The 26,768-nt window shown below is 67.0% G+C and carries 23 protein-coding genes, 1 tRNA gene and 2 riboswitches; of the genes, 14 read left to right on the top strand and 10 right to left on the bottom strand.

Annotated elements, in window-relative coordinates; all coding sequences use genetic code 11:
• Positions 1–49: 49 nt before the first annotated feature.
• The 8 genes from FHT98_RS20940 (at position 50) to FHT98_RS20975 (ending at position 9,618) form a co-directional block, all read left to right on the top strand.
• On the top strand, positions 50–1,588 hold the full coding sequence (locus tag FHT98_RS20940; RefSeq protein WP_142115177.1) for an ABC transporter substrate-binding protein: 1,539 nt from the start codon (positions 50–52) through the stop codon (positions 1,586–1,588).
• Between the two features lie 212 nt (positions 1,589–1,800).
• Positions 1,801–2,745 carry an ABC transporter permease gene (locus tag FHT98_RS20945; RefSeq protein WP_142115178.1) on the top strand — a complete coding sequence of 315 codons (945 nt, stop codon included), beginning with the start codon at positions 1,801–1,803 and terminating at the stop codon, positions 2,743–2,745.
• Complete coding sequence (locus tag FHT98_RS20950; RefSeq protein ID WP_091855616.1) at positions 2,745–3,593, top strand: ABC transporter permease; 849 nt, start codon at positions 2,745–2,747, stop codon at positions 3,591–3,593. The genes FHT98_RS20945 and FHT98_RS20950 overlap by 1 nt, the downstream gene beginning before the upstream one ends.
• Positions 3,594–3,611: 18 nt before the next feature.
• Entirely contained in the window at positions 3,612–5,099 is a 1,488-nt protein-coding gene (locus tag FHT98_RS20955; protein ID WP_142115179.1) for a M81 family metallopeptidase, read from the top strand.
• 11 nt (positions 5,100–5,110) lie between these two features.
• Complete coding sequence (locus FHT98_RS20960; RefSeq protein ID WP_248309269.1) at positions 5,111–6,289, top strand: mandelate racemase/muconate lactonizing enzyme family protein; 1,179 nt, start codon at positions 5,111–5,113, stop codon at positions 6,287–6,289.
• Positions 6,290–6,324: 35 nt separating this feature from the next.
• A riboswitch (cobalamin riboswitch) is annotated at positions 6,325–6,536 on the top strand.
• Between the two features lie 213 nt (positions 6,537–6,749).
• A complete protein-coding gene (locus FHT98_RS20965) occupies positions 6,750–7,787 on the top strand; it encodes an ABC transporter substrate-binding protein (protein WP_142115180.1) in 1,038 nt (345 codons plus the stop codon).
• Complete coding sequence (locus FHT98_RS20970) at positions 7,784–8,827, top strand: FecCD family ABC transporter permease (protein ID WP_142115181.1); 1,044 nt, start codon at positions 7,784–7,786, stop codon at positions 8,825–8,827. The genes FHT98_RS20965 and FHT98_RS20970 overlap by 4 nt, the downstream gene beginning before the upstream one ends.
• Complete coding sequence (locus FHT98_RS20975; protein WP_142115182.1) at positions 8,824–9,618, top strand: ABC transporter ATP-binding protein; 795 nt, start codon at positions 8,824–8,826, stop codon at positions 9,616–9,618. The genes FHT98_RS20970 and FHT98_RS20975 overlap by 4 nt, the downstream gene beginning before the upstream one ends.
• 10 nt (positions 9,619–9,628) lie before the next feature.
• On the opposite strand, the gene ltaE is transcribed toward FHT98_RS20975, so the two are convergent.
• The 5 genes from ltaE to FHT98_RS21000 form a co-directional block, all read right to left on the bottom strand.
• Positions 9,629–10,660 carry a low-specificity L-threonine aldolase gene (ltaE, locus tag FHT98_RS20980; RefSeq protein ID WP_142115183.1) on the bottom strand — a complete coding sequence of 344 codons (1,032 nt, stop codon included), beginning with the start codon at positions 10,658–10,660 and terminating at the stop codon, positions 9,629–9,631.
• Positions 10,661–10,739: 79 nt separating this feature from the next.
• The gene (locus FHT98_RS20985) at positions 10,740–12,119 is read right to left on the bottom strand and encodes an L-serine ammonia-lyase (RefSeq protein ID WP_142115184.1); all 1,380 of its coding nucleotides are present in this window, start codon (positions 12,117–12,119) and stop codon (positions 10,740–10,742) included.
• 30 nt (positions 12,120–12,149) lie between these two features.
• Positions 12,150–13,754, bottom strand: coding sequence for a gamma-glutamyltransferase (gene ggt / locus FHT98_RS20990; protein ID WP_142115837.1), 1,605 nt, complete (start codon positions 13,752–13,754; stop codon positions 12,150–12,152).
• Between the two features lie 197 nt (positions 13,755–13,951).
• Positions 13,952–14,227 (bottom strand): hypothetical protein, encoded by a 276-nt coding sequence (locus tag FHT98_RS20995; RefSeq protein ID WP_142115185.1) that lies wholly within the window; start codon positions 14,225–14,227, stop codon positions 13,952–13,954.
• 83 nt (positions 14,228–14,310) lie between these two features.
• Positions 14,311–15,033 carry a haloacid dehalogenase type II gene (locus FHT98_RS21000; RefSeq protein ID WP_142115186.1) on the bottom strand — a complete coding sequence of 241 codons (723 nt, stop codon included), beginning with the start codon at positions 15,031–15,033 and terminating at the stop codon, positions 14,311–14,313.
• Positions 15,034–15,103: 70 nt separating this feature from the next.
• Here FHT98_RS21000 and FHT98_RS21005 point away from each other — a divergent pair, with 70 nt between their 5' ends.
• Positions 15,104–15,706, top strand: a complete 603-nt coding sequence (locus tag FHT98_RS21005; protein ID WP_210244395.1) for a LuxR C-terminal-related transcriptional regulator — start codon at positions 15,104–15,106, stop codon at positions 15,704–15,706.
• Between the two features lie 70 nt (positions 15,707–15,776).
• Here the strand turns inward: FHT98_RS21005 and putA are convergent, their stop codons facing one another.
• Entirely contained in the window at positions 15,777–19,478 is a 3,702-nt protein-coding gene (gene putA, locus FHT98_RS21010) for a trifunctional transcriptional regulator/proline dehydrogenase/L-glutamate gamma-semialdehyde dehydrogenase (RefSeq protein ID WP_142115187.1), read from the bottom strand.
• A 166-nt stretch (positions 19,479–19,644) separates the two neighbouring features.
• On the opposite strand from putA, the gene FHT98_RS21015 reads away from it, so the two are divergent.
• The gene (locus FHT98_RS21015) at positions 19,645–20,103 is read left to right on the top strand and encodes an Lrp/AsnC family transcriptional regulator (RefSeq protein WP_061964197.1); all 459 of its coding nucleotides are present in this window, start codon (positions 19,645–19,647) and stop codon (positions 20,101–20,103) included.
• Between the two features lie 223 nt (positions 20,104–20,326).
• On the opposite strand, the gene FHT98_RS21020 is transcribed toward FHT98_RS21015, so the two are convergent.
• A tRNA-Ser gene (locus tag FHT98_RS21020) sits at positions 20,327–20,417 on the bottom strand.
• Between the two features lie 215 nt (positions 20,418–20,632).
• Positions 20,633–20,734, top strand: a riboswitch (TPP riboswitch).
• Between the two features lie 78 nt (positions 20,735–20,812).
• Here FHT98_RS21020 and thiO point away from each other — a divergent pair.
• Genes thiO through FHT98_RS21040 form a run of 4 tightly spaced genes read left to right on the top strand, consistent with a single transcriptional unit; the run spans position 20,813 to position 23,387 of the window.
• On the top strand, positions 20,813–21,808 hold the full coding sequence (thiO, locus tag FHT98_RS21025; RefSeq protein WP_142115839.1) for a glycine oxidase ThiO: 996 nt from the start codon (positions 20,813–20,815) through the stop codon (positions 21,806–21,808).
• On the top strand, positions 21,792–21,989 hold the full coding sequence (gene thiS / locus FHT98_RS21030; protein WP_061964195.1) for a sulfur carrier protein ThiS: 198 nt from the start codon (positions 21,792–21,794) through the stop codon (positions 21,987–21,989). The genes thiO and thiS overlap by 17 nt, the downstream gene beginning before the upstream one ends.
• Position 21,990: 1 nt before the next feature.
• Complete coding sequence (locus FHT98_RS21035; RefSeq protein WP_142115188.1) at positions 21,991–22,761, top strand: thiazole synthase; 771 nt, start codon at positions 21,991–21,993, stop codon at positions 22,759–22,761.
• Positions 22,762–22,775: 14 nt separating this feature from the next.
• Positions 22,776–23,387 carry a thiamine phosphate synthase gene (locus FHT98_RS21040; RefSeq protein WP_142115189.1) on the top strand — a complete coding sequence of 204 codons (612 nt, stop codon included), beginning with the start codon at positions 22,776–22,778 and terminating at the stop codon, positions 23,385–23,387.
• Between the two features lie 112 nt (positions 23,388–23,499).
• Here FHT98_RS21040 and FHT98_RS21045 read toward each other — a convergent pair whose 3' ends face one another.
• The 3 genes from FHT98_RS21045 to FHT98_RS21055 all read right to left on the bottom strand — a co-directional run bounded on the left by FHT98_RS21045 (position 23,500) and on the right by FHT98_RS21055 (position 26,636).
• Positions 23,500–23,814 (bottom strand): Rdx family protein, encoded by a 315-nt coding sequence (locus FHT98_RS21045; RefSeq protein WP_047580587.1) that lies wholly within the window; start codon positions 23,812–23,814, stop codon positions 23,500–23,502.
• Between the two features lie 134 nt (positions 23,815–23,948).
• Positions 23,949–25,442 (bottom strand): carboxypeptidase M32, encoded by a 1,494-nt coding sequence (locus tag FHT98_RS21050; RefSeq protein WP_142115190.1) that lies wholly within the window; start codon positions 25,440–25,442, stop codon positions 23,949–23,951.
• A gap of 102 nt (positions 25,443–25,544) precedes the next feature.
• Positions 25,545–26,636, bottom strand: a complete 1,092-nt coding sequence (locus FHT98_RS21055) for an NADH:flavin oxidoreductase/NADH oxidase (protein ID WP_142115191.1) — start codon at positions 26,634–26,636, stop codon at positions 25,545–25,547.
• Between the last annotated feature and the right edge of the window lie 132 nt (positions 26,637–26,768).

A 26,768-nucleotide genomic window follows, 5' to 3' on the forward strand; every position in this document is an offset into this window, starting at 1 on the left:
TACGCCTGAACCACACGTGCCTGACCATCAATCCTGAGGGGACAAGAACATGGCAAAGCACATCATCTTCGGCGCGGCTCTCGCGGCGGCGCTCATGCTCGGAGGGGCACAAGGCGCGCTGGCCCAGCGCAAGGGCGGCGACGTCGTCATCGGCATCAGCCAGGCGCCGCCTTCGCTCGATGCCCAGATCACCTCGGCGCAGGCCTCGCGCAACGTCACACTCCATATCTTCGAGACGCTCTATGCCCGCGACGAGAACGCCAAGCCCGTGCCGGAACTGGCCGAGGGCGTGACGGTCTCGCCCGACGGCAAGACCTATGTCTTCCCGATCCGCAAGGACGTGACCTTCCACAACGGCAAGAAGCTCGATGCCGCCGATGTCGTCGCCTCGCTGGAGCGCTATCGCAAGGTCGGCGCCTCGCCGGCGCTGGTCGCCGCGATCGACACGATCAAGGCAAGCGGCGAGCACGAGGTCACGGTCACGCTGAAGCAGGCGCAATCGACCTTCCTCGACAATCTCTCCTCGCCGCGCGCCCCGATCGCGATCTATCCCGCGAGCGAGGCGGCCAAGGAAGCCGGCAAGATCGAGATCATCGGCACGGGTCCGTACAAGTTCGTCGAGTACAAGCCGGACAGCCATGTCAAGCTGACGCGCTATGACGGCTATGCGCCCAATCCGAAGGGCACCGGCCGCGACGGCTTCGCCGGCAAGAAGGAAGCCTTCCTCGATACCGTCACCTTCCGCTTCATGCCGGAAGGCGGCGCCCGCACCGCAGCGCTCGAAGCCGGCCAGATCCAGTTCAACGAAACCGTCGATGGTCCGACCGCGAAGCGGCTCGGCACCGACAACCGCTTCACCATCCACAAGATGGTGCCGTTCGGCCTGCAGGTGATCAAGTTCAACCAGGCGCAGGCGCCGGCCAACGACGTGAACTTCCGGCTCGCCGTCCAGGCGGCCCTCGACATGGAGGAGATCATGGCGATCTCCTATGCCGACATCTACCAGATGGACCCGAGCTGGCTCTATCCGGGCTCCGCCTTCCATTCGACTGTCGGCAGCGACAAGTACAACAAGCACGACCTGAAACTCGCCAAGGAGCTTCTCGCGAAATCCTCCTACAAGGGCGGCAAGGTCACCTTCATCACCGACAATCTGCGCCCCAATGTCGACACCGCGACGCTGGTTCAGCAGAAGCTGAAGGAGATCGGCGTCGAGGTGGATATCTCCGTCGCCGACTGGCCGACCGTCTCGAAGATCGGCTTCACGCCGACGGGCTGGACCTTCTGGACGCACGGTTTCGGCATCGAGCCCTATGAAGGCCCGGGCTCGGTGATGGCGCCCTGGGTCAACGGCCTCTCGCAGCAGGCGAAGGACCCCGAGATCGACCGCATCGCCGCCGCTTTCAATGCTGAGATGGACGAGGGCAAGCGCAAGGCGCTCTACGACGCCTTCCAGAAGCACATGTACGACGCGGCAGTCGCGATGAAGGCCGGCAATTACGGGATCTTCCAGGCCTCCACGTCCAAGCTCAAGAACTTCAAGCCCTATCGCATCCCGCGCATGTGGGGCGTCTGGCTGGAGCCTTGAGCGCATGCGAGGTCGATGCCAGCCGTCGTAAGTATCGATCGCCGTCACATTAGCCGTGTCATCCCGGACAAGCCGCAAAGCGGCGCAGATCCGGGATCCATTCCTGAACCTTTGCCGGAAGCGTTCCGGAATGGATCCCGGTTCTCCCTTCGGTCGCCCGGGATGACGCGCACTTATCAGAACTAAGGCCTAACGCTCGGAAGGAGGGCGGCATGGGAAGCTTCCTGATCCGCCGGCTCGCGGGCGCCTTTCTCGTGCTCGTCCTGGTTTCGCTGATGTCCTTCGCGCTGATCTGGCTGGTGCCGGGGGATCCGGCGGCGGCCTTTCTCGACGCCTCGGCGACGCCGGAACAGGTCGCCAAGCTGCGCAGCGCGCTCGGGCTCGACCTCTCGCTGCCGCAGCAGATGCTCGGTTGGTACGGCCGCATTCTCAGCGGCGATCTCGGCCAGTCGATCCTGCTCAACCGCTCGGTGACGGCGGCCCTGATCGAGCGCCTGCCGGTCACGCTCTCGCTGGCGGCGCTGGCGCTGGCCTTCGCCGTGTTCTTCGGCGTTGCGGCGGGCATCGTCGCGGCGGTCAACCACAACCGCTGGCCCGATCAGGCGGTGATGACCACGGCCTTGCTTGGGCTTTCGGTTCCGGATTTCTGGCTCGGCCTCGTCATGGTGCTGGTCTTCGCGGTGTCGCTCGGCTGGCTGCCGAGCGGCGGCTTCACGCCCTTCCTGCAATCGCCGGCAGAATGGCTGCGCGGCATGATCCTCCCGGCACTGACGCTGGGGCTGGTCCAGGTCGGCTTCATCGCCCGGATGGCGCGCGCCTCGATGCTGGACACGCTCTCGCAGGATTATGTTCGTACCGCCGATGCCAAGGGGCTGGCCAAGCTCCATGTTGTCCTGCGCCACGCATTGCCGAACGCGTTGATCCCGATCCTCACCGTCATCGGCATCGTCTCCGGCGCTCTGCTCGGCGGCGCGGTCATCGTCGAGCAGGTCTTCTCGATCCCCGGCATCGGCCGTCTGATCGTCGGCGCCATCGCGTCGCGCGATTTCCCGGTGCTGCAGGGTGGTTTGCTCTTCCTCGCGGTCGTCTATCTCGCGATCAACCTCGTCGTCGACATTCTCTATGCCGTGGTCGATCCGCGCGTGAGGCTGGCCTGATGCAGGGCACGCCACTCGTCGGCCGCGCCCTCTGGGGGCGCCTGTTGCGCAACCGCTCCTTCGTGATCGGCGCCGTGCTGGTGCTGCTGATGGTCGCCGTCGCGCTTGCTGCCGATTGGCTCACGCCCTTCGATCCGCTCAAAAGCAATGTCCGGGCACGGCTCGCCGCGCCCAGCGAGATGCACTGGTTCGGCACGGATCATTTCGGCCGCGACATCCTCTCCCGCGTCATGATCGGCGCCCGCATCTCGCTCGCCATCGGTGCCTTCACGGTGGTCCTGGCCGGGATCGCGGGGACGCTGAGCGGCGCCATCGCCGGATACTTCTACCATCTCGACCAGCCGATCATGCGGATCATGGACGCACTGATGGCGTTTCCGTCGATCGTGCTCGCCATGGTCGTCTCGGCGGTGCTCGGCGCGTCGCTGACCAATGTCGTGATCGCGCTTGCCATCGCCACGACGCCGCATACCGCCCGCATCGTGCGCGCCTCGGTGCTGCTCGAAAAGGAGCAGGAATATGTCTCGGCCGCGCGCTCGATCGGCGTCGGCGAGATGACCATCCTGTTCAAGCATGTGCTGCGCAATGCCGCCGGCCCGCTGATCGTGCGGCTGACCTATGTCTTCGCCATCGCGATCCTCGCCGAAGCGGCTCTGTCCTTTGTCGGTGCCGGCCCGCCGCCACCGGCCGCCTCCTTCGGCTCGATCATCGCGCAAGGCCGCGATTTCATGCGCGAAGCCCCCTGGATCACGGTATTCCCGGGCCTCGCGATCATCACCTGCGTGCTCGGCCTCAACCTGCTCGGCGACGGCCTGCGCGACGTGCTCGACCCCCGCCTGAAATTCTGACCCGCCGGAGCCGCCCCGATGAAGCGCATCCTGATCGCCGACTGCAAGCAGGAGATCTCCTCCTTCAATCCGTTGCCGTCGCATTACGAGAACTTCCTGATCCATCATGGCGACGGCCTCTACATCCAGCGCGGCCAGAACCAGGAGTTGGGCGGCGCGCTCGCGGTCTTCGAGGCCAGGCCTGATATCGAGATCGTGCCGACGATCTGCGCGCGCTCCGGCAGCGCCGGCCCGCTTTCGGCTAAGGGCTGGAAGAAGCTATCTGAGGAAATCCTCGCCGCGATCTTCGCCAAGCTCGACCGCATCGACGGCATCTATGTCTCGCTGCACGGCGCGATGGGCGCCGATGGCGAGCTCGATCCGGAAGGCTACCTGCTGGAGAAATTGCGTCAGCGCGTCGGCCCGGACATGCCGATCGTGATCTCGCTCGATCTGCACGGCATCCTGACCGACCGCATGCTGCGCAACGTCGACGGGTTCGCGATCTACTGGACCTATCCTCATGTCGATTTCGCCGATACCGGCCGCCGCGCAGCCGAACTCCTGCTGAAGCTGATGGCCGGCGGCATCAAGCCCGTCGCCGCCCGTGTCGTCATTCCCGCGCTGGTGCGCGGCGACGAACTCATCACCAAGACCGGTTGCTATGGCGAGCTTCTGGCCGAATGCCGCCGGCTGGAGGAGGAGGGGCGGGCGCTCGCAGCCGGCATCATGATCGGCAACCCCTTCACCGACGTGCCCGAGCTCTGCTCGCAGGTGCTGATCCTCACCGATGGCGACAAGGCGGCGGCCGAGCGCGAGGCGATCCGGCTCGCCGAGGAATTCTGGCCCTTGCGCTTCCGCATGCAGGGCAAGCTCGTGCCGCTCGACCGAGCGGTTGCCCAGGCCCGCAGCATCGACGGCCCGGTGATCTTCACCGATGCCGCCGACGCGACCTCGTCCGGCGCCTCGGGCGACAGCAACGCGATCCTCGCCGCACTTCGCAAGGCCGGCTACGGCAAGCGGGTGCTGGCCCAGATCGTCGATGCGCCGGCAGCGGCTGCCGCGCACAAGGCGGGCGTTGGGGCGACGATCGAGATCACGCTCGGCGGCTCGATCGATCCCGCTCGCTTCCCGCCGATGCAGGTGAAAGCCAAGGTCAAGCTGCTCTCCGATGGCGAGGCCGCTCTGGAGACGATGAAGGCGCCGCTCAGCGCCGGGCCGACCGCCGTGCTGACCTGGGGCAATGTCACCGTCGTCGTGATGAGCCGCTCGGTCAGCCTGTTCGACCGCGCGATGTATTACGCGAACGGCATCGACCCGACCGATTTCGACCTGATCGTGGTGAAGTCGCCGCACACCGAGTTCCACATGTTCGACCAGTGGTGCGCGCGGAACTTCAATATCGACGCGCCCGGCGCGACCTCCGCAAATCTGAAGAGCCTGGGCCACACCGTCTGCGCCCGGCCGGTCTACCCGCTCGACGAGGGCGTCACCTTCGCGCCCCGCGCCACGATCTACGAGCTGTAAGGAGAAGACCCGTGCCCAGGATCGAGGCCGTCGATTTCTTCTATCTCGCCATGCCCGTCGTCACCGACGAGGCCGATGGCAGCCAGGATGCCTTGCTGGTCAGGGTCGTCGCCGGCGGCCATGTCGGCTGGGGCGAATGCGAGGCGGCGCCGCTGCCCTCCATCGCCGCCTTCATCTGCCCGATGTCGCATGGCGTCTGCCGGCCGGTCGCCGATTCCGTGCTCGGGCAGGCGCTGGAAAGCCCTGAAGACATCGCCCGTATCGCCGCCGCCGTCGCCTATAACTCGATGGACCTGCTGCAGGCGCCGCACACTTTCTCCGGCGTCGAGATGGCGCTCTGGGATATCCTCGGCAAGATGCGCTCCGAGCCGGTCTGGCGCCTGCTCGGCTATATGAAAAGCCATCCCAAGACGCCCTATGCCTCGGTGCTGTTCGGCGACACGGCGCAGGAAACCCTCGAACGCGCTCGCGATGCCCGCAGCCGCAACTTCCGCGCCGCCAAGTTCGGCTGGGGGCCGATCGGTCGCGGCAGCGTCGAGGCCGATGCCGAGCATTTCGTCGCGGCGCGCGAAGGGCTGGGGCAGGACGGCATCCTGCTCGTCGATACCGGCCAGATCTTCATCGAGGATGTCGAGCGCGCCGCCGCCCGCCTGCCCGCGATGGAGAAGGCCAACGTGCTCTGGTTCGAAGAGCCGTTCCACGCCAGCGCGCTCGAAGCCTATGGCGGTCTTGCCAAACGCAGTCCCAAGGTCCGGCTGGCCGGCGGGGAGGGCGCCCATAACGAGTCGATGGCCCGGCAGCTCATTGACTATGGCGGCATCGGCTATGTCCAGATCGATTGCGGGCGCATCGGCGGCATCGGCCCATCCAAGGCCGTGGCGGATTACGCGGTCGCCAAGGGCGTGACCTTCGTCAATCACACCTTCACCTCGCATCTGGCGCTCTCCGCCTCGCTCCAGCCCTATGCCGGTCTCGCTGCGCACGAGATCTGCGAGTATCCGGCCATGCCGAAGCCGCTCGCGACCGCGATCTCAGCCAATCACCTGGAGCGCGATACGAACGGGCAGGTCGCCGCGCCTGATACTCCCGGCCTCGGCATCGAGGTCGCGACGACCGCGCTGCGGGGCTACCTGCAGGAGGTCGAGATATCCGTCGGCGGCAACCGGCTCTACAGCACGCCGCGCCTCTGAAGCGATGTTCGCTTGACGGCGCGCCGCACCCTTATAGGGTGTGCGCCGATCGAGGTTCTCCGGGTTGCTCCCGGAGCTAAGAGGGAATTCGGTGAGGCACTTCCAGTGCCAAAGCCGAGGCTGCCCCCGCAACTGTAAGCGGCGAGCTCTCCGTCCATCGTCCACTGGCGCTTAAGGCGCCGGGAAGGCCGGGCGGAACCGGCATCGACCCGCGAGCCAGGAGACCTGCCCCGGTCGTCGAAGACGTCTTTCGGACGGGGTGTTCCGGAGCCTGTGTGTCGATGGTGGTTCTGCGCCGCTTGTCCGTCCCACATGCCCAAAGCTCCCCCGGCCGTCATCTCGGGGAGCGATGAAGTCCATGTTCATGAAGTCCACTGCACAGGCCGCTCAAGGCGGCTTGACGTTTGCCTGCCGCGCACTCTATCAGAAATGCAACATTGTTACATTTCGGATGGCCTCGATGCCGGCTGCGCGCCCGTTCAATTCCCTGCTCCGCCTGTCGGCCGCCGCGCTGTTCGGCGCTCTCGCCATCGGCACGGCCACTGCGGCGCCGACCAAGTACCCGCTGACGCTGGAGAACTGCCGCGAGACGATCACCTTCAACGCCGCGCCGAAGCGCGTCGTCGCGATCGGTCAGACCCAGACGGAAATCCTCTATGCGCTCGGTCTTGGCGATCGTGTCGTCGGCACCGCGGTCTGGTTCTCGCCGGTCGCCAAGCCCTATGAGGCGGTCAACGCCAAGGTGAAGCGCCTCGCCGATAACGATCCGAGCTTCGAGGCGGTGCTGGCGCAGGAGCCCGATCTCGTCACCGCGATGTTCGAATGGCATGTCGGGCCCAACGGCATCGTCGGCAAGCGCGACCAGTTCGCCAAGGTGAAGGTGCCCACATACGTCTCGCCGACCGATTGCGTCGGCAAGGACAATTCCGGTGCCGGCGACGGCGTTCGTACGCAGATGTTCACGATGGAGCTGGTCTATCGCAACATCCGCGAATTCGGCGCGATCTTCGATGTCGCCGACCGGGCCGAGACGCTCGTCGCTGAGCTCAAGGCCCGCGAGGACAAGGCGGTCGAGCAGGTCGCCAAGCTAAAGGCGCAGGAGGTGCCGGTCGTGGTCTGGTTCTCCAGCAAGGACATCAAGGGCGACGGCTTCATGGCCGGCAAGAACGGCGTGCCCGCCTATATCCTGTCCAAGCTCGGGGCCCGCAACATCATCTCGACCAATGAGGAATGGCCGCTGGTCGGCTGGGAGAGCATCGCTGCCGCCAACCCGGCCGTGATCGTCACCGTGAAGATGGACCGCCGCCGCTTCCCGGCCGACGATATCGAGAAGAAGCTGGAGTTCCTGAAGACCGACCCGGTCGCCAGCAAGCTCGACGCCGTCAGGAACAACCGCGTCGTCATCATGGATGTCGGGGCGACCCGCGCCGGGCTCGACACCATCGACGGCATCGAGACGCTCGCCAAGGCGATCGCCGGCTTCGGGCTTTCGCGTTGAGCCACGCCGCCCATGGGCCGAACTGGCCGGCGCGGATCGGCATCGCGCTGGCCTCGCTGCTGGCGCTGACCTTCTCGGTCGCGCTGGCGGTGACGATCGGCGAGATGCGCATCCCGCTGGACACGGCCCTGAAGGCGCTCGGCAACGGGCTGTTCGAGCTCGACTTCCCGGTCAGCGCGATCCAGCAGGGCGTGATCTTCGATTATCGCCTCAGCCGCGCCTTGATGGCAGGGCTCTGCGGCGGCGCGCTCGCCCTGTCCGGTGCGATCCTGCAGGCGCTGCTGCGCAATCCGCTGGCCGAGCCCTATATTCTCGGCATCTCCGCCGGTGCCTCGACCGGCGCCGTCGCGGTGCTGATCCTCGGCATCAGCATCGGCGGCACGGTGCTGTCGGTTTCGACCGGCGCCTTCATCGGCTCCTGCGCTGCGCTCGTGGTGGTCGCCATGCTGGCGGCGGGGGCGGGCGGGGCGAGCGACCGCGTCATCCTCGCCGGCGTCGCCACCTCGCAGCTGTTCAACGCAGCGACGGCGACGATCGTGACGACGCTCGCCAGTGCCGAACAGGCCCGCGGCGTGATGTTCTGGCTGCTCGGCAATTTCGGCGGCGTGCGCTGGCCCGATCTCTGGATGGCGGCGCCGGTCGCCTTCATCGGCTTCGGCATCTGCATGCTGCACGCCAAGGCGCTCGACGCCTTCGCCTTCGGCGTCGATGCGGCGGCCTCGCTCGGCGTCGCGGTGACGCGGGTGAAGGTCGTGCTCTTCGCCACGACGGCGGTGATGACGGCGGTGATGGTCTCGATCGTCGGGACGGTCGGCTTCGTCGGGCTGATCATCCCCCATGCCGCACGCTTCCTCGTCGGCTCCGGCCATGCCCGCCTGCTGCCGGCTTGCCTCGTCGTCGGCGCGATCTTCATGATCCTCGCCGACATCCTCTCGCGCGTGCTGATCCCGCAGCAGATCCTGCCGATCGGCGTGGTGACGGCCTTGTTCGGTGCGCCGGTCTTCGCCCTGATCCTTTACCGCGCCCGGAGGCCGGCATGACGCTCGCGACCCGCGAGGTCCGCTGGGGCGCCGGCGGCCGGATGATCGTCGATGGCGTGACGCTGGAAGCGGCGCCCGGCCGGGTGCTCGGCCTGATCGGTCCCAACGGCTCCGGCAAGTCGAGCCTGCTCCGATTGCTCTGCCGCCTGCGCAATGTCGCAAGCGGCGTCGTCACCCTCGACGGAAGCGACATCGCCGGCGTGCCGCGCCGCGAGCTTGCCCGCCGCCTCGCCTTCGTCGAGCAGCAGGCGACGACCGAGATCCAATTGTCGGTCTGCGACGTCGTCCGCCTCGGCCGCACGCCGCATCGCGCCGCGCTCGCCTTCTGGAGCGAGGCCGACGAGGCCGCCGTCAATGAGGCGCTGGCGCGGGTCGGGCTGACCGAGCGCCACGATCAGTTCTGGCACACGCTTTCAGGGGGAGAGCGCCAGCGCGTCCACATCGCCCGTGCGCTCGCGCAGGAACCGAGCGAGCTGATTCTGGACGAGCCGACCAACCATCTCGACATCCAGCACCAGCTCTCGATCCTGAGCCTCGTCCGCCGCCTCGGCATCACCTGCATCATGGCGCTGCACGACCTCAACCTCGCCGCCATGTTCTGCGACGAGATCGCGCTGCTGCATGACGGGCGCTTGCAGGCGGCCGGCGCGCCGGAGGAGGTCCTGACCGCCGAGGCGATCAAGGACATCTTCGGCGTTGCGGTCTCGATCCGACTGGGAGATTCAGGCCGCCGGCACATCGAGTATCTGATCGAGGCCGAGCCGCGGAAAGGCGTGCCCGGAAGCGGTTAAGGCGGGGCTTTTACTCCGCAGCCGCCTGCCGCTTGTCGAAGAAGCGCTCGCAGGCTTCGGCGACACGCGCGACGGAGGCGTCGTTCACATCGAGATGGGTCACCCAGCGCAATGTGCCGTACCGCCCGCTGACGGCGATGCCGCGTTCGCGCAGGAACGCGGCGAAGGCGGCGGTGTCGAGCGCCTTGGGCGACATGAACACCATATTGGTGCGGGCCGGCCCGGCGCCAAGCGCCGGGAAGCGCGCCAGTGCCTCCGCCAGAGCCGCGGCGCGCCGGTGATCCTCGCCGAGCCGCGAGACATTGTGCTCCAGCGCGTAGATCGCGGCTGCGGCGATCACGCCGGTCTGGCGCATGCCGCCGCCCAGCATCTTGCGGATCCGCCGGGCCTTCTCGATGAAATCCTTCGGTCCGACCAGAATGGACCCGACCGGCGCGCCGAGGCCCTTAGAGAGGCATAGCGACACGGTGTCGAACTGCCCCGCGATCCAGGCGGCATCGCGGTTGCTCGCCGCGGCCGCGTTCATCAGGCGGGCGCCGTCGAGATGGGTGGCGAGGCCGCGCGAGCGGGCAAGCCCGGTTGCAGCCTCCAGATAGGCGTCGGGTAGCACCTGGCCGTTGAAGGTGTTCTCCAGCGCCAGAAGCCGCGTCATTGCGAAGTGGAAATCGTTCGGCTTGATCGCATTGGCGATGGCGTCGAGCGCGATCGTGCCGTCGGCCTCGTTCGGAAGAGGCTGCGGCTGGATCGAGCCGAGCACGGCGGCGCCGCCACCTTCCAATCGATAAGTGTGGGCCATCTGGCCGACGATGTATTCCTCGCCGCGGCCGCAATGGGCCATCAGCCCGGCGAGGTTCGCCTGCGTGCCGGTGGGGAAGAACAAGGCCGATTCCTTGCCGAGCCGCTCGGCCGTCATCGCCTCCAGCCGCTTCGTCGTCGGGCAATCGTCATAGACGGCGTCGCCGACTTCGGCCGCGGCCATGGCGGCCCGCATCCCTTCGCCGGGGCGCGTTACCGTATCCGAACGGAAGTCATCCACGATCATCGATCCGATCCTTGCAGGCTGTGCGTCCACCCTATCGGGCGCTCGCCTGATCCATCATGCAAAAATGGCAGGGGAGGGCTCAGCATTCCGGCAGGTTGACTGCGAGCCCCCCGAGGCTGGTTTCCTTGAAGCGCTCGTTCATGGCCTCGCCGGTCTGCCGCATCGCCTCGATGCAGTTGTCGAGTGGCATGAAATGCGAGCCGTCACCGCGCAGAGCCAGCGACGCGGCCGCGACCGCCTTGATCGCGCCGATGCCGTTGCGCTCGATGCAGGGCACCTGGACGAGGCCCGCCGCGGGGTCGCAGGTCATGCCGAGATGGTGCTCCAGCGCGATCTCGGCCGCGTTCTCGATCTGCGCCGGCGAGCCGCCGAGCACGGCGCAGAGCCCGGCCGCGGCCATCGCGGCGGCGGAGCCGACTTCGCCCTGGCAGCCGGCCTCCGCTCCGGAGATCGAGGCGTTGTGCTTGATCAATCCGCCGATCGCTGCCGCCGTCAGCAGGAAATCGGAGACCTTTTCCGGCTCCGCCCCGACGCAATGGTCGAGATAATAGCGCAGCACCGCCGGCACGACGCCGGCGGCCCCGTTGGTCGGAGAGGTGACGACCCGGCCGCCGGCCGCGTTCTCCTCGTTCACCGCCATCGCATAGACGCTGAGCCAGTCGGTCGAGGCATGCGGCTGCGAGCGGTTGGCCAGCCGCTCGGCCGCCAGTTGCCGGTGGATATGCGCCGCCCTGCGCCGCACGCGCAGGCCGCCGGGCAGTTCGCCCTCCTGATTCATGCCGCGCTCGATGCAGTCGTTCATCACCGACCAGAGCCGGGCGAGGCCACTTTCGACCTCTTCCGCCGGCTGGAGATGGATTTCATTGGCGCGCTTCATCGCCGCGATCGACAGCCCGCTCTCCTTGGCCATGCGCAGCATCGTTGCCGCATTCGCGAATGGATAGGGCCAGGACGATGTCTGCGTAGAAGTGGCCGGCGCTTCGCGCTCCTGCGCCGTCACCACGAAGCCACCACCGATCGAATAATAGGTCTCGGACAACAACTCGACACCGGCGGCATCGCGGGCGCTGAAGACGAGGCCATTGGCATGGCCGGGCAAAGGCGGCCCGTAGTCGAAGACGATATCGGTCGCGGGATCGAAGGCCAGCGGCGGCAGGCCGTCATGGCGCAGCAGGTGGCTGCGGCCGAGTTCGTCGATCTGGCGTTCGGCCGCATCGAAATCGAAGGCGGCCGGCGTCCAGCCGAGCAGGCCGAGCGCCACGGCCCGGTCGGTGGCGTGGCCCTTTCCGGTGAAGGCGAGCGAGCCGTAGAGCGTCGCCTTGACGGCTGCCGCGCGATCGCGCGCTGGGTCCCGGCGCAGCAGGTCGAGGAAGTGCCCGGCCGCCGTCATCGGGCCCATCGTATGCGAGGACGAGGGGCCGATACCGATCTTGAAGACGTCGAATACGCTCAGGAACATTCCCGCCCCCTGTCGAAGCCGGTCCGGAAATCAGACGGAGATCGCCATTCCGTCGCGCTGCGGGTCGGCCCCGCCCGAACACGTGCCGTCGACGATCCCGATCGCATGAAGGGCCGCGAAAGGGAATGTCTGGGCCGAACGTTTGACGTCATATCCGGCGGCGGTGAGTTCGGCGCTGACATTGCGACGGATGCGGTTGGAGAGGTCGATCGTGTTCGAGACCGCCATGACCCGCGGTGCCGCGACGGCCTCGAAGGGCGGCATGCCGAAATCGATCATGTTCATGATGCCTTGCGCGATCGCCGGCGCGATATAGCTGCCGCCGGGCGCGCCGATGACGATGCGCGGCGTCTCGCCGTCGAAGACGATGGTCGGCGCGGCGGAAGAGGCGCGGCGCTTGCCGGGCGCGATCGACGCCGCCCGGCCGGGGCGCGGGTCGAAGCGGCTCATCGTGCCGTTATAGATGAAGCCGAGCCCGTCCGAGATCGCGCCGGAGGGGCTGCCCAGGGTATGGGTCAGCGCCACGGCGTTGCCCTCGCGGTCGACGACGGTGACATGCGTCGTCTCGCGCTGCGACTTGTCGAGCCTGTCGATGACCGCGCGCTCGCCACGCCGGATCGCCTCCGCCTGCTCGGCGGCGTGCTCCTTCGAGATCAGCCGGTCGACGGGCACGTCGACATAGGTCGGATCGCCCATGAAGCGATCCTTGTCGATGGTCATGCGCCGCATCGCCTCGGCGAGCAGGGTGATGTGCTCGGCGCTGCCATGCCTGAGCGCGCCGATGTCGAAATTCTCGAGGATGTGCAGGATCTGCAGCATCGACATGCCGCTCGCCGGCGGCGGCGAGGTCGAGATCCGGTGGCCCCGATAGGAGCCCCAGATCGGCTCGGCGACCGAGAGTTCATAAGCCGCAAAGTCGCGCTCACTGATCAGCCCGCCCTGGGCCGCGAAATCCGCCGCCATCCGGGCGGCCAGCGCGCCATGGTAGAAATCGTCCGGTCCCGCGCTCGCGAGATGCTCCAGCGTGGCGGCGAGATCGGGATTGACCAGCGTGTCGCCGACGCGCCTGGGGCTGCCATCGGGCCGGAAGTAGACGTCGCGTCCGGTCTTGCTGTAGCGCAGCTTGTCGCCGGTATTGACCTCACCGCCGCCGCTCTGGTCCTGGCTCCAGAACCAGTGCATGTGCGGCCGGACGAGCACGCCTTCATGCGCCTGCCTGATCGCCGGCGCCATCACGTCGCGCCAGTCCATCGTGCCGAATTGCGAGAGCGCATGGGCATAGCCCTTGACGCTGCCCGGCGTGCAGACGGCGAGATGGCCGAACTCGTTGATCCCGCCCTTGAGCAGGAAGGCGAAACCGTCCCGCGTCTGCCCCTGCAGATGCTGCAGCCACATGTCCGGCGTCGCGGCCAGCGGAGCTTTTGCATAGAACTCGACGATCTCATGGACGCCGCGGCGCGGCATGTAGACCTGCATCGAGCCGAAGCCGCCGATGCCGCACATCAGCGGATCGACCACGCCCTGCATGAAGGCGCAGGCGATCGCCGCGTCGATGGCGTTGCCGCCGCGCTCCAGAACCTCGGCCCCGGCCTCCGCTGCTTCCGGCTGCGGCGCGACGATCATCGCGTTCTTCATCGTCGGCATCGGTGGCGTTTCCTCGTCCCGGTTCGCGTCGGCGGCATCATCCGCACCGCGGCGAATCCTGCGGCCCCATCACTGCCTCATAATGCAGCGCTGGGTCCATCCTGATCCCGGCGGCCTGCGGCGGGACAGGCATCCTTCTGGAACATGGGCGAGGCGGCCGAGGGGACCATCGTCACGGGTCCGATGGTCTAGGCCGGCTTCCTGAGGTCGACGATCTTGATCGTTCCGCTCGGCTTGCGTTCATTCACCGCATCTTCGGAGATCTCGACGGGGTCCGAATGATGTTTCTCGGCCGCCAGGCCTTCGGGATCGTGCGGCTCGTAGGGAGCATGGGGACCGGTGGCGTGAGCCGAGCGCGGGTTCGGGCCGGCGCGGCTTTCGTTTTCGTCTCCTGGCTGCCCGGGCCTGCGAGCCGTGCTGAAGGCAGCCGGGACGCCGCTCGCCTGATCGGAAACCTTGCTCATCGATCGATCCTCCTTGGAGGTGAACCTCCGCGGGGCCGATCGGGTTCCGAATAGGCCTTGCCGATGCCCGGCTGCCGGCGGGATCAGCCGCCAAGCGCTTCCCGATGCGCCTTCGCGAGATCGGCCATGCTGTTGAAGCGGAAATCATATCTCGGCATGTCGCCCGGATGCATCGTCGCGCCGAAGCCGTCCTTGTCGTGGCGGCGATAGATCCAGCAGGAGGCCAGCCCGTGCCGGTTCGCCGGGCCATGGTCGTGGAACATGCTCTCGGCGGTGTGCAGGATCTCGTGCTTCCGGATGCCCAGCGTCTCCAGCTTTTCGAACATGTAGTCGAAATTCCGATCTGCCGGCTTGTAGGAACCGATATCCTCTGCCGTGTAGATCGCATCGAAGGCGACCTGGAGCTTCGCATTGCTTGCGGCGAAGCTCTCATTGTCGACATTCGACAGGATCACGAGCTTGTAGTGGCGCTTGAGATACTCAAGCGCTTCAGCGGAATCGGGGAAGGCCGGCCAGTTCTTGACCGATTGCCCATAGGCCAAGCATTCCTCCCAGGACGCCGACAGGCCCCATTCCTCAGCGAGGCGCTTGTAGACGATCGGCAGCAGGTCCCGGTAGATCCGGGTCGGCGTCTGCAATTGCTGCGACGATTCATGCCGCGCATGCGCTTCCAGTACCTGATCACGCGTGGGCGGGGTCGCGAGCCGGCTGGTGAGCGGCTTCAGCCCTTCGAACATGCCGGTTTCCCAGTCGATCAGCGTGCCGTAGCAGTCGAAGGTCAGAGCCTTGAAGTCGGTCAGTTGCATCGGTCTTGTCCCTTCTCCGAAAAAGGCTAGGCTACCTAAATACCTAATTCTATAGGTATCGGACACTTAAGTGTGCGGCTGGGTTATCGGCCTGAAAACCGGGCTGGAGGCGGTTCCGATGGATGTGGATTTCCGGCAGGCCTTCGAGAATGCCCCGGTCGGGCTTGTCGTGGGCCGCAATCGCATCATCCTGGCCTGCAATCATGATTTCGCCAGGATATTCCGCGGATCGATCGGCGATCTCGTCGGCCAGACCTTCGAGCGGTTCTACCCGACGCAATCCGATTACGAGGAGACCGGAAAGCGCGTCGGCGCGCGCCTGTCCGATGAGCGCAGCTATACCGATGACCGCGTGATGCGGCGCCTCGACGGCAGCCTGTTCTGGGTCAGGGTCAGCGGCTTCACCTATACGCCAGACGACGCGCACGGGCATGCGCTGTGGGTGTTCTCCGAGCTCGCAAAGGCTGAAGCTGCCGGGCCGTCGCTGCGAACCTCGCTGACGCCGCGCGAACGCGACGTCGCCGCACTCCTGATCGAGGGCAGGACGGGCAAGGAGGCCGCGAAGGCACTGGGCATCAGCCCGCGCACCGTCGACATCTATCGCGCCCGGCTGCTCCGGAAATACAACGTCAACAGCACCAGGCGACTGGTCGAGCTTCTGCTGAGCGGCTGACCGTCCGGCAGGCCGTGGGAGATGATGCCCACGGCCGGGCCGGCTCGAGCGGTTTCCGTCTCCGGGAGCTTCAGCCGATCGTCATCAGGCTCGCGTTGCCCCCGGCGGCCGTGGTGTTGATCGAGGTCGAGACCTCTTCCAGTAGCCAGTTCAGGCAATAGGCATCGGGATCGCGCTTCAGTTCCTCCGTGCTCGCCGCCTGGACCAGCACGAGCGGGCCGGAAAGCCCGGCGATCCGGCGGTTCACCTCGCCGATCCGCTGGGTGTCGCCCTCGACCAGCGCGCCCGAGAACGGGCCGTCGGCCTCCCAGTCCGAGGTCCAGCCGATGCGGGTTTCCACCGCAGCCGGCAGCCCCGACAGCGCTGCCTTCAACCCGGAGGCCGCGTCGATGACGAGCTGGTTGCCGGTCGCCAGCGCCGCCGCGACCTGCCGATGGAGGCCGGCTTCCGTCTGCGGCACGAGCAGGATGCGGCCGCGCGGATGCAGGGCGTAGAGATTGCGCTCGCCGACCGGGCCGGCCAGCTCGACATGCAAGCCCAGCGCCGAATGGCCGCCGGTCTCGCGGGCGGCATCCGCTTCCGCCTTCAGCCCCTTGCTCGCGAGCCAGGCGGCATATTCGAGCAGCGCCGGATCGATATGGACCGAGCTGTGCTGGGGCGGCACCGGCGCCTTGCGCACAAGGCGCCCGATATAGAGCGGCCCGCCGGCCTTCGGCCCGGTGCCGGAGAGGCCACGGCCGCCGAAGGGCTGCACGCCGACGACGGCGCCGATGATGTTGCGGTTCACATAGAGATTGCCCGCCTTGATGCGGCTTGTGACATGGGCGATCGTCTCGTCCAATCGCGTGTGCAGGCCGAAGGTCAGGCCGTAGCCGGAGCCGTTGACCTCGTCGATCAGCTTGTCGAGGTCCTCGCGCTCATAGCGGATGACGTGCAGGACCGGCCCAAAGACCTCGCGCTTCAGGTCGCTCAGGCTCTTCAATTCGACGATGGTCGGCGGCACGAAGGTGCCCTTCGCGGCGGCCTCCGGCAGCGGGAGCTGCTCGACCTTGCGGCCGAGGCCGCGCATGCGCGCGACATGCTCGTCGATTTCTCGCTGGGCACCCTCGCTGATCACCGGGCCGATATCCACACTGAGCTTGTCGGTGCGGCCGATGGTGAGTTCCTTGAGCGCGCCCTGCAGCATGTGCAGCGTGCGGTCGGCGATGTCCTGCTGCAGGCAGAGCACGCGCAGGGCCGAGCAGCGCTGGCCGGCGCTGTCGAAGGCCGAGGCGATGACGTCGGCGACGACCTGCTCGGCCAGCGCCGAGGAATCGACGATCATGCCGTTCTGGCCGCCGGTCTCGGCGATCAGCGGGATCGGCTTGCCCTCGGCCGAGAGGCGCTCCGCCAACTGGGCCTGGATGCCGCGCGCGACCTCGGTCGAGCCGGTGAACATCACGCCCGCCGTCTCCGCCGCGCCGACCAGAGCGGCGCCGAGGCGCCCGCTGCCCGGCGTGAACTGCAGGGCGCCGCGCGGGACGCCGGCCTCATGCAGGATCTTGACGCTCTCATGCGCGATGATCGGGGTGACGCCCGCGGGCTTGGCCATCACCGCGTTGCCCGCGACCAGCGCCGCCGCGACCTGCCCGGTGAAGATCGCCAACGGGAAGTTCCACGGGCTGATGCAGACGATCGGCCCGAGCGGCGCATGCGCCGGGCCCAGCGTCTTGCGCGCCTGGTCGGCATAATAGCGCAGGAAGTCGATGGCCTCGCGCACCTCGCTGATCGCGTTGGCAGCCGATTTGCCGGCCTCGCGCATGGCGATGCCCATCAGCGTCTCGATGCGCGCCTGCATGAGGTCGGCGGCGCGGTCGAGGCAGGCGGCACGTTCGGCCGGGGGCACGGCGGCCCAGGCCTTGCCGCCCTCGGCGGCGAGATGGGCGATCCTGGCGGCATCCTCGACGGCAAGCTCGGTGACCTGCCCGACGATGTCGGAATGATCCGCCGGATTCAGGACCGGTCGCGTCGTGCCGGCGGTGGAGTTATCCGCCAGCAGCGGCACGGCATGCCAGTTCTGCCCGACCGTGGCAGTGAGATTGCTCGCGAGCTCGGCCAAAGCCGCCTCGTTGGAGAGGTCGATACCCCCAGAATTGGCGCGGTCGGCGCCGTAGAGATCGGCCGGCAGCGCGATCTGGTCGTGCAGCCTGCCGATGACCGGCATCGCCTCGACCACGTCGACGGGGTCGGCGACGAGCGAGTCGATGGTCACGCTCGGATCGGAGATGCGGTTGACGAAGGAGGAGTTCGCGCCGTTTTCCAGCAGGCGCCGCACGAGATAGGCGAGCAGCGTCTCATGGGTGCCGACCGGCGCATAGATGCGGCAGGGCCGGTCGAGATTGTCCTTGCCGACGACCTCGTCATAGAGCGGCTCGCCCATGCCGTGCAGGCACTGGAACTCGTACTTCCCGACGGCAAAGTCGGTGCCGGCGAGGTGGTAGATCGTCGCCAGCGTCTGGGCGTTATGCGTCGCGAATTGCGGGAAGATCGCGTCGGGAGCTGCCAGGAGCTTGCGGGCGCAGGCGACATAGGCGACGTCGGTATGGACCTTGCGGGTATAGACCGGGAAATCGGCGAGCCCGTCGACCTGGGCGCGCTTGATCTCGGCATCCCAATAGGCGCCCTTGACGAGGCGCACCATCATGCGCCGGCCGGAGCGGCGGGCAAGATCGATGATCCAGTCGAGAACGAAGGGGCAGCGCTTGCCATAGGCCTGCACCACGAAGCCGAGGCCGTTCCAGCCCTGCAGCGCGTTATCGAAGCTCAGCGCCTCCAGCAGGTCGAGCGAGAGCTCCAGCCGGTCCGCCTCCTCGGCATCGATATTGAGGCCGATATCATAGCTCTTGGCGATCAGCGCGAGCTCGCGCACGAGCGGCAGCAATTCGCTCATCACCCGGCCGGCCTGCGCGCGGCTATAGCGCGGATGCAGGGCCGAGAGCTTGATCGAGATGCCTGGGCCTTCAAACACACCGCGCCCGTTCGCGGCCCGGCCGATGGCGTGGATCGCGTTCTCGTAATCGCGATAGTAGCGGGCGGCATCGGCTGCGGTGGTCGCGGCCTCGCCGAGCATGTCGTAGGAATAACGGAAGCCGCGCGCCTCCAGTGGCCGAGCGCGCTTCAGCGCCTCGTCGATCGTCTCGCCGGTGACGAACTGCTCGCCCATCATCCGCATGGCCATGTCGACGCCACGCCGGATCACCGGCTCGCCCGCGCGAGCGATGAGGCGCGTCAGGGCAGCGGCCAGGCTGCGATCATTCACGGTGGAGGTCAGCTTGCCGGTCACGACGAGGCCCCAGGTCGCGGCATTGACGAAGAGCGACTTGCCGCCGCCGACATGGGACTTCCAGTCGCCATCGGCGATCTTGTCGCGGATCAGCGCGTCGCGCGTTGCGGTATCCGGGATGCGCAGCAGCGCCTCGGCGAGGCACATCAGCGCGACGCCCTCCTGGCTGGAGAGCGAGTATTCCTGGACCAGACCCTCGACGCCGGTGCCCTTGTGTTTGGCCCGCAGCGCTTCGATCAGCTTGCGCCCCGTGCGCGCGATCTCCTGCTTGCTCGCTGGCGCCAGCTTCGCCGCTTCCAGCAGCGGGGGCAGGCACTCCGTTTCAGGCCGGCGATAGGCGGCGGTGATCGCCTGGCGCAGCGCCGACTGCTCGCGGATCGGTGGAGCGAAGCCCTCGAAAGGCGCCGGGCTGGAGGCGGTGTTGGCGGCGGCAGCGGTGGCTTGGCTCATGGCTTGTCCCGGCGGGTTCGAACGCGACGGGCCGGGGGCGATACCCTCTCCCGTTCTTTGCGCGGGAGCTTATCATGAGCGCGATTCTCAGGCGGTCTAAATTTTGTTATCCTGCAGTCCGTTCAGACTTCAGATTTGAGGATTGCAAGTGAAGAAGCCTAAGGAAATGCCGATCGAAGGCGATCTGGACGCGCTGGATCGCAAGATCCTCGACGTGCTCAGGGAGGACGGCCGGATCTCGATCGCCGAGCTTGGCGCGCGGATCGGCCTCTCCAAGACGCCCTGCCAGATCCGGTTCCGCCGGCTTGTCGACGACGGCTATATCGAGGGCTTCCGGGCAACGCTTAACCCGGCGAAGCTGAAGCTCGATCACATCGCCTTCGCCGAGGTCAAGCTGTCCGACACCACGGAAAAGGCGCTGACGAAATTCAACGAGGAGGTCAAGAAAATCAGGGAGGTCGAGGAGTGCCACATGATCGCGGGGCGCTTCGACTACCTTCTCAAGATCCGCACGCCGGATATCCGGCGCTATCGGGCCGTGCTGGGCGAGAAGATCTCGAACCTGCCCCATGTCGCGAACACCTCGACCAATGTCGCGATGGAAACGGTCAAGGAAACCTGGTGAGGCCCTCGCGCTTGCGGTGTCGGCATCGCCGGTAGGCGGCCCTGCTTGATCGCGACGACCCAATCCAGCCGCCGACCAGCGCACCTGCCGGGATGGGAGATCGCCGCAGCGATGCACAAGGTCCGACCGGACGCTCGCCGATGCATGAGAGTGCACACGTCCGTGCGCCGCAACCGCGTGCGAATTCAAGTTCAAGCGAACGAAGGAAGGGCAGAAAAAAGAGTGGCGGAGACGGAGGGATTCGAACCCTCGATACCCTTGTGGGGTATGCTCATTTAGCAAACGAGTGCCTTCAGCCTCTCGGCCACGTCTCCGGCGAGAGGCTCTATGCCCGATTGCAGAGCCGTTTGACAAGCCTCGTCGGCAACTTCCTTCGCTTCGCCTGTGCATGCACGCGAAGCCGATCATAGAGCACTCCGTTGGTAATGGAGAGGCCAAGCGGCACGGATTGCTGCTGCGGGCTAAAGCTGCTGCACAGGAGCCCTGCATTGGCTCGTCTTGCTCCACTGTCGGGCAGCCACTAGATTGAGCCTGTCCGTTGGGGTGCCGAGAGGCTGAGAGGCGTGGTCAGCGCCAACCCATCGTACCTGATCCGGGTAATGCCGGCGAAGGGAACGGTCTTCGGTTCGCAGACATCCTGTTCGCGCCCCAGGCCGCTGCCTTCCCGGGAGCAGGGAAGAGCATGACGGCAGAACGCCCTCATTCCAGCCTGAAGGTCGCGGTGGTCGGCGCTGGTGTCGTCGGCCTGGCCTGCGCCACCGAACTGTTGGCGCGCGGCGCGCAGGTCACGGTCCATGAGCGCGGTCCGCGCATCGGCGCCGAAGCCTGCTCCTGGTATGCCGGCGGCATGCTGGCGCCGTGGTGCGAGGGCGAGAGCGCCGAGGAGCCGGTGATCCGGCTCGGCCAGCAGGCGGCCGACTGGTGGGAGCGCCATGCCGGCGGTGTCGTCCGCAACGGCACGCTCGTGGTCGCGCCGAGCCGGGATCGTTCGGAATTGCGCCGCTTCGGGCAGCGCACGAGCCATTTCGAGGAGATCGATGGCGATGCGGTCGCCGTGATCGAGCCCGATCTCGCCGGACGGTTTTCGCGCGGCCTGTTCTTTGCGCGTGAAGGACATCTCGATCCGCGTGAAGCCATCGCCGTACTGGCCGAGCGCCTCGTCGCGAACGGCGGCACAATCCATTTCGACAGCGCCGTCGAGCCCGTCGATCTCGATGCCGATATCGTCCTCGATTGCCGGGGGCTGGCGGCGCGTGATGTCCTGCCGGACCTGCGCGGCGTCAAGGGCGAGATGCTGCTGCTGCGCAGCGACGATATCAGCCTGTCGCGCCCGGTCCGGCTGCTGCATCCGCGCATTCCGCTCTACATCGTCCCGCGCGTGGACGGGCTCTTCATGGTCGGTGCGACGATGATCGAGAGCGGCGAGCGGCGTCGCATCTCCGCTCGCGCCATGCTGGAACTGCTGGGCGCCGCCTATGCGCTGCATCCCGCTTTCGCCGAGGCCGAGGTGGTCGAGATCGGAACCGATGCCCGCCCGGCCTTTCCCGACAACCTGCCGCGGCTGACGCGTCGCGGCCGGGTGATCCATGTCAACGGGCTCTACCGCCACGGCTTCCTGCTCAGCCCCGCCATGGCGCGGATGGCGGCTGAGGCCGTGCTGAACCCGCAAGCAACACCGGAGATGCTGCATGACCTTGCTGCTTAACGGCGCCCCGCAGGACGTCGCGGCGAAGACGCTGGCCGAGGCGCTGGCGGAGCTGGGCTTCGGCGGCCGCATCGTCGCGACTGCGGTGAACGGCGATTTCGTGCCGGCCCGCAAGCGCGCCGAAACGGCCCTGAGCGAAGGCGATCGCATCGAGATCGTCGCGCCGATGCAAGGAGGCTGAGATGGCATCCTTCTATGGCTTCGAGCCGCAGAACCCGCTGTTCCTCGGCACGGCGCAATATCCGTCGCCCACGATCCTGGCCGAGGCGGTGAAGCGCTCGGGCGCCGAGGTCGTCACCGTTTCGCTGCGGCGGGAATCCTCCGGGGGCGCCGGCCAGGCCTTCTGGGCGCTGATCCGCGAGCTCGGCGTCAGGGTTCTGCCGAACACGGCCGGCTGCCACACCGTCAAGGAGGCGGTGACCACGGCGCAGATGGCGCGCGAGGTCTTCGGTACCGACTGGATCAAGCTCGAGGTGATCGGCGAGGACGACACGCTCCAGCCGGACGTGATCGCGCTGGTCGAGGCCGCACGCATTCTCGCCGATGACGGCTTCAAGGTCTTTCCCTACACGACCGAGGATCTCGTGGTCGGCGGGCGCCTGCTCGATGCCGGCTGCGAGGTGTTGATGCCATGGGGTGCGCCGATCGGGTCGGGCAGGGGGCTCAACAACCCCTATGGCCTGCGCAGCCTGCGCCAGCATTTCCCGGATGTGCCGCTTGTCGTCGATGCCGGCATCGGCCTGCCGTCCCATGCCGCGCAGGCGATGGAGATGGGTTATGACGGCATCCTGCTCAATACCGCAGTCGCCAAGGCGGGCGACCCCGCCGCGATGGCGGAGGCCTTCTCGCTCGCCATCCGCGCCGGTCGTCAGGCTTTTGCCGCGCAGCCGATCGAGGCGCGCGACATGGCCGCTCCCTCCACGCCCGTCATGGGCAAAGCCTTCCTGGCCTGAAAGATCGCTCCCGCATGAAGCTCGATCCGTTCTACCCCATCTTCGACAGCGCCGACTGGCTGGAGCGGATGCTGCCGCTCGGCGTCAAGCTGGTGCAGTTGCGCGTCAAGGACCGGCCCGAGACCGAGGTCGCCCGTGAGATCGCGCGGGCGAAGACGCTCTGCGCTGCGGCCGGTTGCGTGCTCGTCGTCAACGACTACTGGAAGCTCGCCATCGCCGAGGGCTGCGATTTCATCCATCTCGGCCAGGAGGATCTCGACGAGGCCGACCTCGATGCGATCCGCAAGGCGGGGCTCAAGCTCGGCATCAGCAGCCATGACGAGCCCGAGCTGGAGCGCGCGCTGGCGGCCAGGCCCGACTATGTCGCGCTCGGTCCGGTCTACCCGACCATCCTGAAGCAGATGCGCTTCGGCCCGCAAGGGCTGGAGCGGCTTGGCGAGTGGAAGCGCCGCATCGGCGACCTGCCGCTGGTCGGCATCGGCGGCATCTCGCTGGAACGGGCGCCGGGCGTCTTCGAGGCCGGCGCCGATATCGTCGCGGCGGTGACCGACATCACCTTGAACGCCGATCCCGAGGGCCGGCTGAAGGCCTGGGTCGCGGCGACGCGGAAGCACGCAGCAGCTTAAGCGTCATTCTCGGGCGGAGCGAAGCTTCGACCCTAGAATCTCATGACGAGAAGGCAGTGGTTTCCGAGATGCTCGGGTCAAGCCCGAGCATGACGGCCAACGAAAGGGCGCCTCAGCTCTCCGCCTCCGCCGACATCGTGTGACCGTCGACATGGCCGAGGCTGCGTTCGGGGTCGAGCCGGTCGCGCACGCGCTGCTTCAGCACCTTGGAATCCGGGAAGCCGCCATCGGCCTTGCGGTCCCAGATCAGTTCGCCGTCGTAATGGATCTGGAAGATGCCGCCGGTGCGCGGGATCAGAGCGACCTCGCCGAGATCCTGCCCGAAGGTCGAGAGCAGTTCCTGCCCGAGCCAGGCCGAGCGCAGCATCCAGTTGCACATCGAGCAATAGGTGATGGCGATGCGGGGGGCGGGCTTGGTCTGGGTCATGAGTGGTCACCGAAGCAGGAGGTCGTCTCCGACATCCCGCTTCGGAAGCCCCGATGCAAGTCCGAAAGCTGCATGGCCGATCGGCACGAGGCGTTTGTCTAAGTCTTTGTTTCGAATAAATAAAATGAGTGCGCTTAGACTTCGTCGATATAGCGCCGGCGCAGGTGGGCCTTGAACACCGCGGCGTCGAGCGGGCGACCAGTCGCTTCCGTCAGCAGCTCGTCGGTCGGGAGCAGCGAGCCCTTGCCGTGGATATTGGCGCGCAGCCAGCCGACCAGCGGACCGAAATCGCCCTTGCCGATACCGGGCAGGATCGAGGCCTCCGCCTTGCAGGCGGCATCGAAGATCTGGGCCGCGGTCATGGCGCCGAGCGTATAGGTCGGGAAATAGCCCCAGCCGCCGGACGGCCAATGGATATCCTGCAGGCAGCCCAGCCGGTCGTTTGGAACGGTGACGCCGAGCAGGGACTTCATCCCGGCGTTCCAGGCAGCGGGCAGCTCGGCAAGCGGCATCTCGTCGGCGATCAGTGCCTTCTCCAGCCGGTAGCGCAGGATGACATGGGCGGGATAGGTCACCTCGTCGGCATCGACGCGGATGAAGCCGGGCTCGACGCGGGTATAGCGATGCCACATCGCCTCGCTTTCCCAGGCCGGGCCGGTGCCGCCGAAGCTCTCGCGCATCAGCGGCGCGGCGTAAGCCAGGAACTGGCGCGAGCGGCAGGCTTGCATCTCCATCAGCAGCGACTGGCTCTCATGCAGGCTCATGCCGCGCGCCGCGCCGACCGGCTGGTTGAGATGCGCTTGAGGCCGGCCCTGCTCGTAGAGCGCGTGGCCGGTCTCGTGCAGCACGCCCATCAGCGCCTTGGTGAAATCGGTCTCGTCATAGCGCGTGGTGATGCGGACATCGTTGTCGGCGCCGCCGCAGAAAGGGTGCGTCGAGATATCGAGCCGGCCGCGCTCGAAATCATAGCCGAGCGCCGCCATGAACTTGAGGCCGAGCGCCCGCTGCGTCTTGGTCGCGAAAGGGCCTTCCAGCGCGGGCAAGGCAGGCCGGCGGGCCTGCACCGCCATCGCCTCCTGCGTGAAGCCCGGCAGGAAGGCGGCAAGATCGTCGAACAGCCCGTCGATCTTGGCGGAACGGCCGCCCGGCTCGTAATCGTTGAGCAGCGCGTCATAGGCGGAGAGCCCGAGCTTCTCGCCCTTGGCCCGGCCGATCTGGCGCTGCAGGTTAAGGACCTCGGCGAGATAGGGCAGGAGACCGGCGAAATCGGCATCGGCCCGCGCTTGGCGCCAGCGCATCTCGCAAGCGGAGATCGCCTTGCTCGACGCTTCCACCAGTTCGGAGGGCAGGGCGGTGTCGACCGTCCAGACGCGTCGGATCTCGCGCAGGTTGGCCTTCTCCCAGGCGCCGAGGCTGCCGTCGCTCTCGGCCTCGCCGAGCCAATCGCCGATGCGGCTATCGGTCGAGAGACCGTGGCGCATGACCTGGAGCAGGGCCATGCTTTCGGCCCGCGTCTCGGCCGCGCCCTTCGGCATCATCACGTCGTTGTCCCATTGCAGGATGCCGATGGCATTCGACAGGGCAGCGATGCGGCCGAAATGGGCGGAGAGGTCGGAATAGGCGGTCATGCGGCTCTCTGATGTGGGAAGGGGCGCGCAATTGAAGTGTTTTTCCCGACCCGGGCAAGCTGCGTCAGCAGCGCCGGGCCGGAATGCCGATGCTGGTACGGTTCAGGCGAACAGCTTGGAATATTGGCGCGGCTGCGAGCGCAGATACTGGTTCGGCGCCTTGACGGTGGCGCCGAGCTGGGCTGCCGCGTGCCAGGGCCAGCGCGGGTTGTAGAGGATGCCGCGCGCCAATGCGACGAAATCGGCCTCGCCGGTGCCGATGATCGCCTCGGCCTGCTCGGCCTCGGTGATCAGGCCGACCGCCATGGTGGCGATGCCCGTCGCCTCCTTCACGGCGCGCGCCAGCGGCACCTGATAGTTGGGGCCGAGCGGAACCTTTTGCGTGGCCGAGAGCCCACCGCCGGACATGTCGATGAAATCGGCGCCGCGCGCTTTGGCGGCTTGGGCGAAGGCGATGCTCTGCTCGATGTCCCAGCCGCCCTCGACCCAATCCGTGCCCGAAACGCGGAAGCCGACCGGATAGCCTGCCGGCACCACGGCTCGCACCGCATCGAGCACCGCGAGCGGGAAGCGCATCCGGTTCTCCAGCGAGCCGCCATACTCATCCTCGCGCTTGTTCGAGAACGGCGAGAGGAACTGGTGCATCAGATAGCCATGCGCGCCATGCAGCTCGATCGCGGCGAAGCCGAGCCGGACGGCCCGGCGGGCCGAATCCGCGAAGGCTTCGATCAGCCGGCCGATATCGTCGCTTGTGAGGGCACGGGGCGGCCGCGGATAGGTCTCGAAGCCGATTTCCGAGGGGGCTTCGACCGTCCAGCCGCCCTGGTCGAGGCCGAGCTGGCCGCCGCCCTTCCAGGGCTGGGCGAGAGAGGCCTTGCGCCCGGCATGGGCGAGCTGGATCGCAATCGGCATGTCCGACCAGCGGCGGGCGGAATCCAGCGCCTTGCCGAGCGCGGCTTCGGTTTCGTCGGACCAGAGGCCGAGGTCGAACGGGCTGATCCGGCCATCCGGCTCGACGGCTGTCGCCTCGATGATCAGGAGACCGGCGCCGGACAGCGCGAGATGGCCGAGATGGATGGTGTGCCAGTCGCTGGCGCAGCCATCCTGTGCCGAATACTGGCACATCGGGGCGATGACGATGCGGTTGGCAAGCGTAAGGCTGCCGAGCTGATAGGGGCTGAAGAGCTGGCTCATGTCGGGAATGGGTCTCGAAGGGGCAGGTTTCCGGCACAGTCTAGAAGCCTTCGCGCCGGCAAGGCCAGTGGCCCTCGCGCAAACGCGATGCCCGATGCGTGCAGATGCACCTCGCGGCGCCGGCGCTCTCGA

Origin of the sequence: Allobosea sp. AK1, assembly GCF_006714945.1 — a bacterium.
GTDB classification, from domain to species: Bacteria; Pseudomonadota; Alphaproteobacteria; order Rhizobiales; family Beijerinckiaceae; genus Allobosea; species Allobosea robiniae.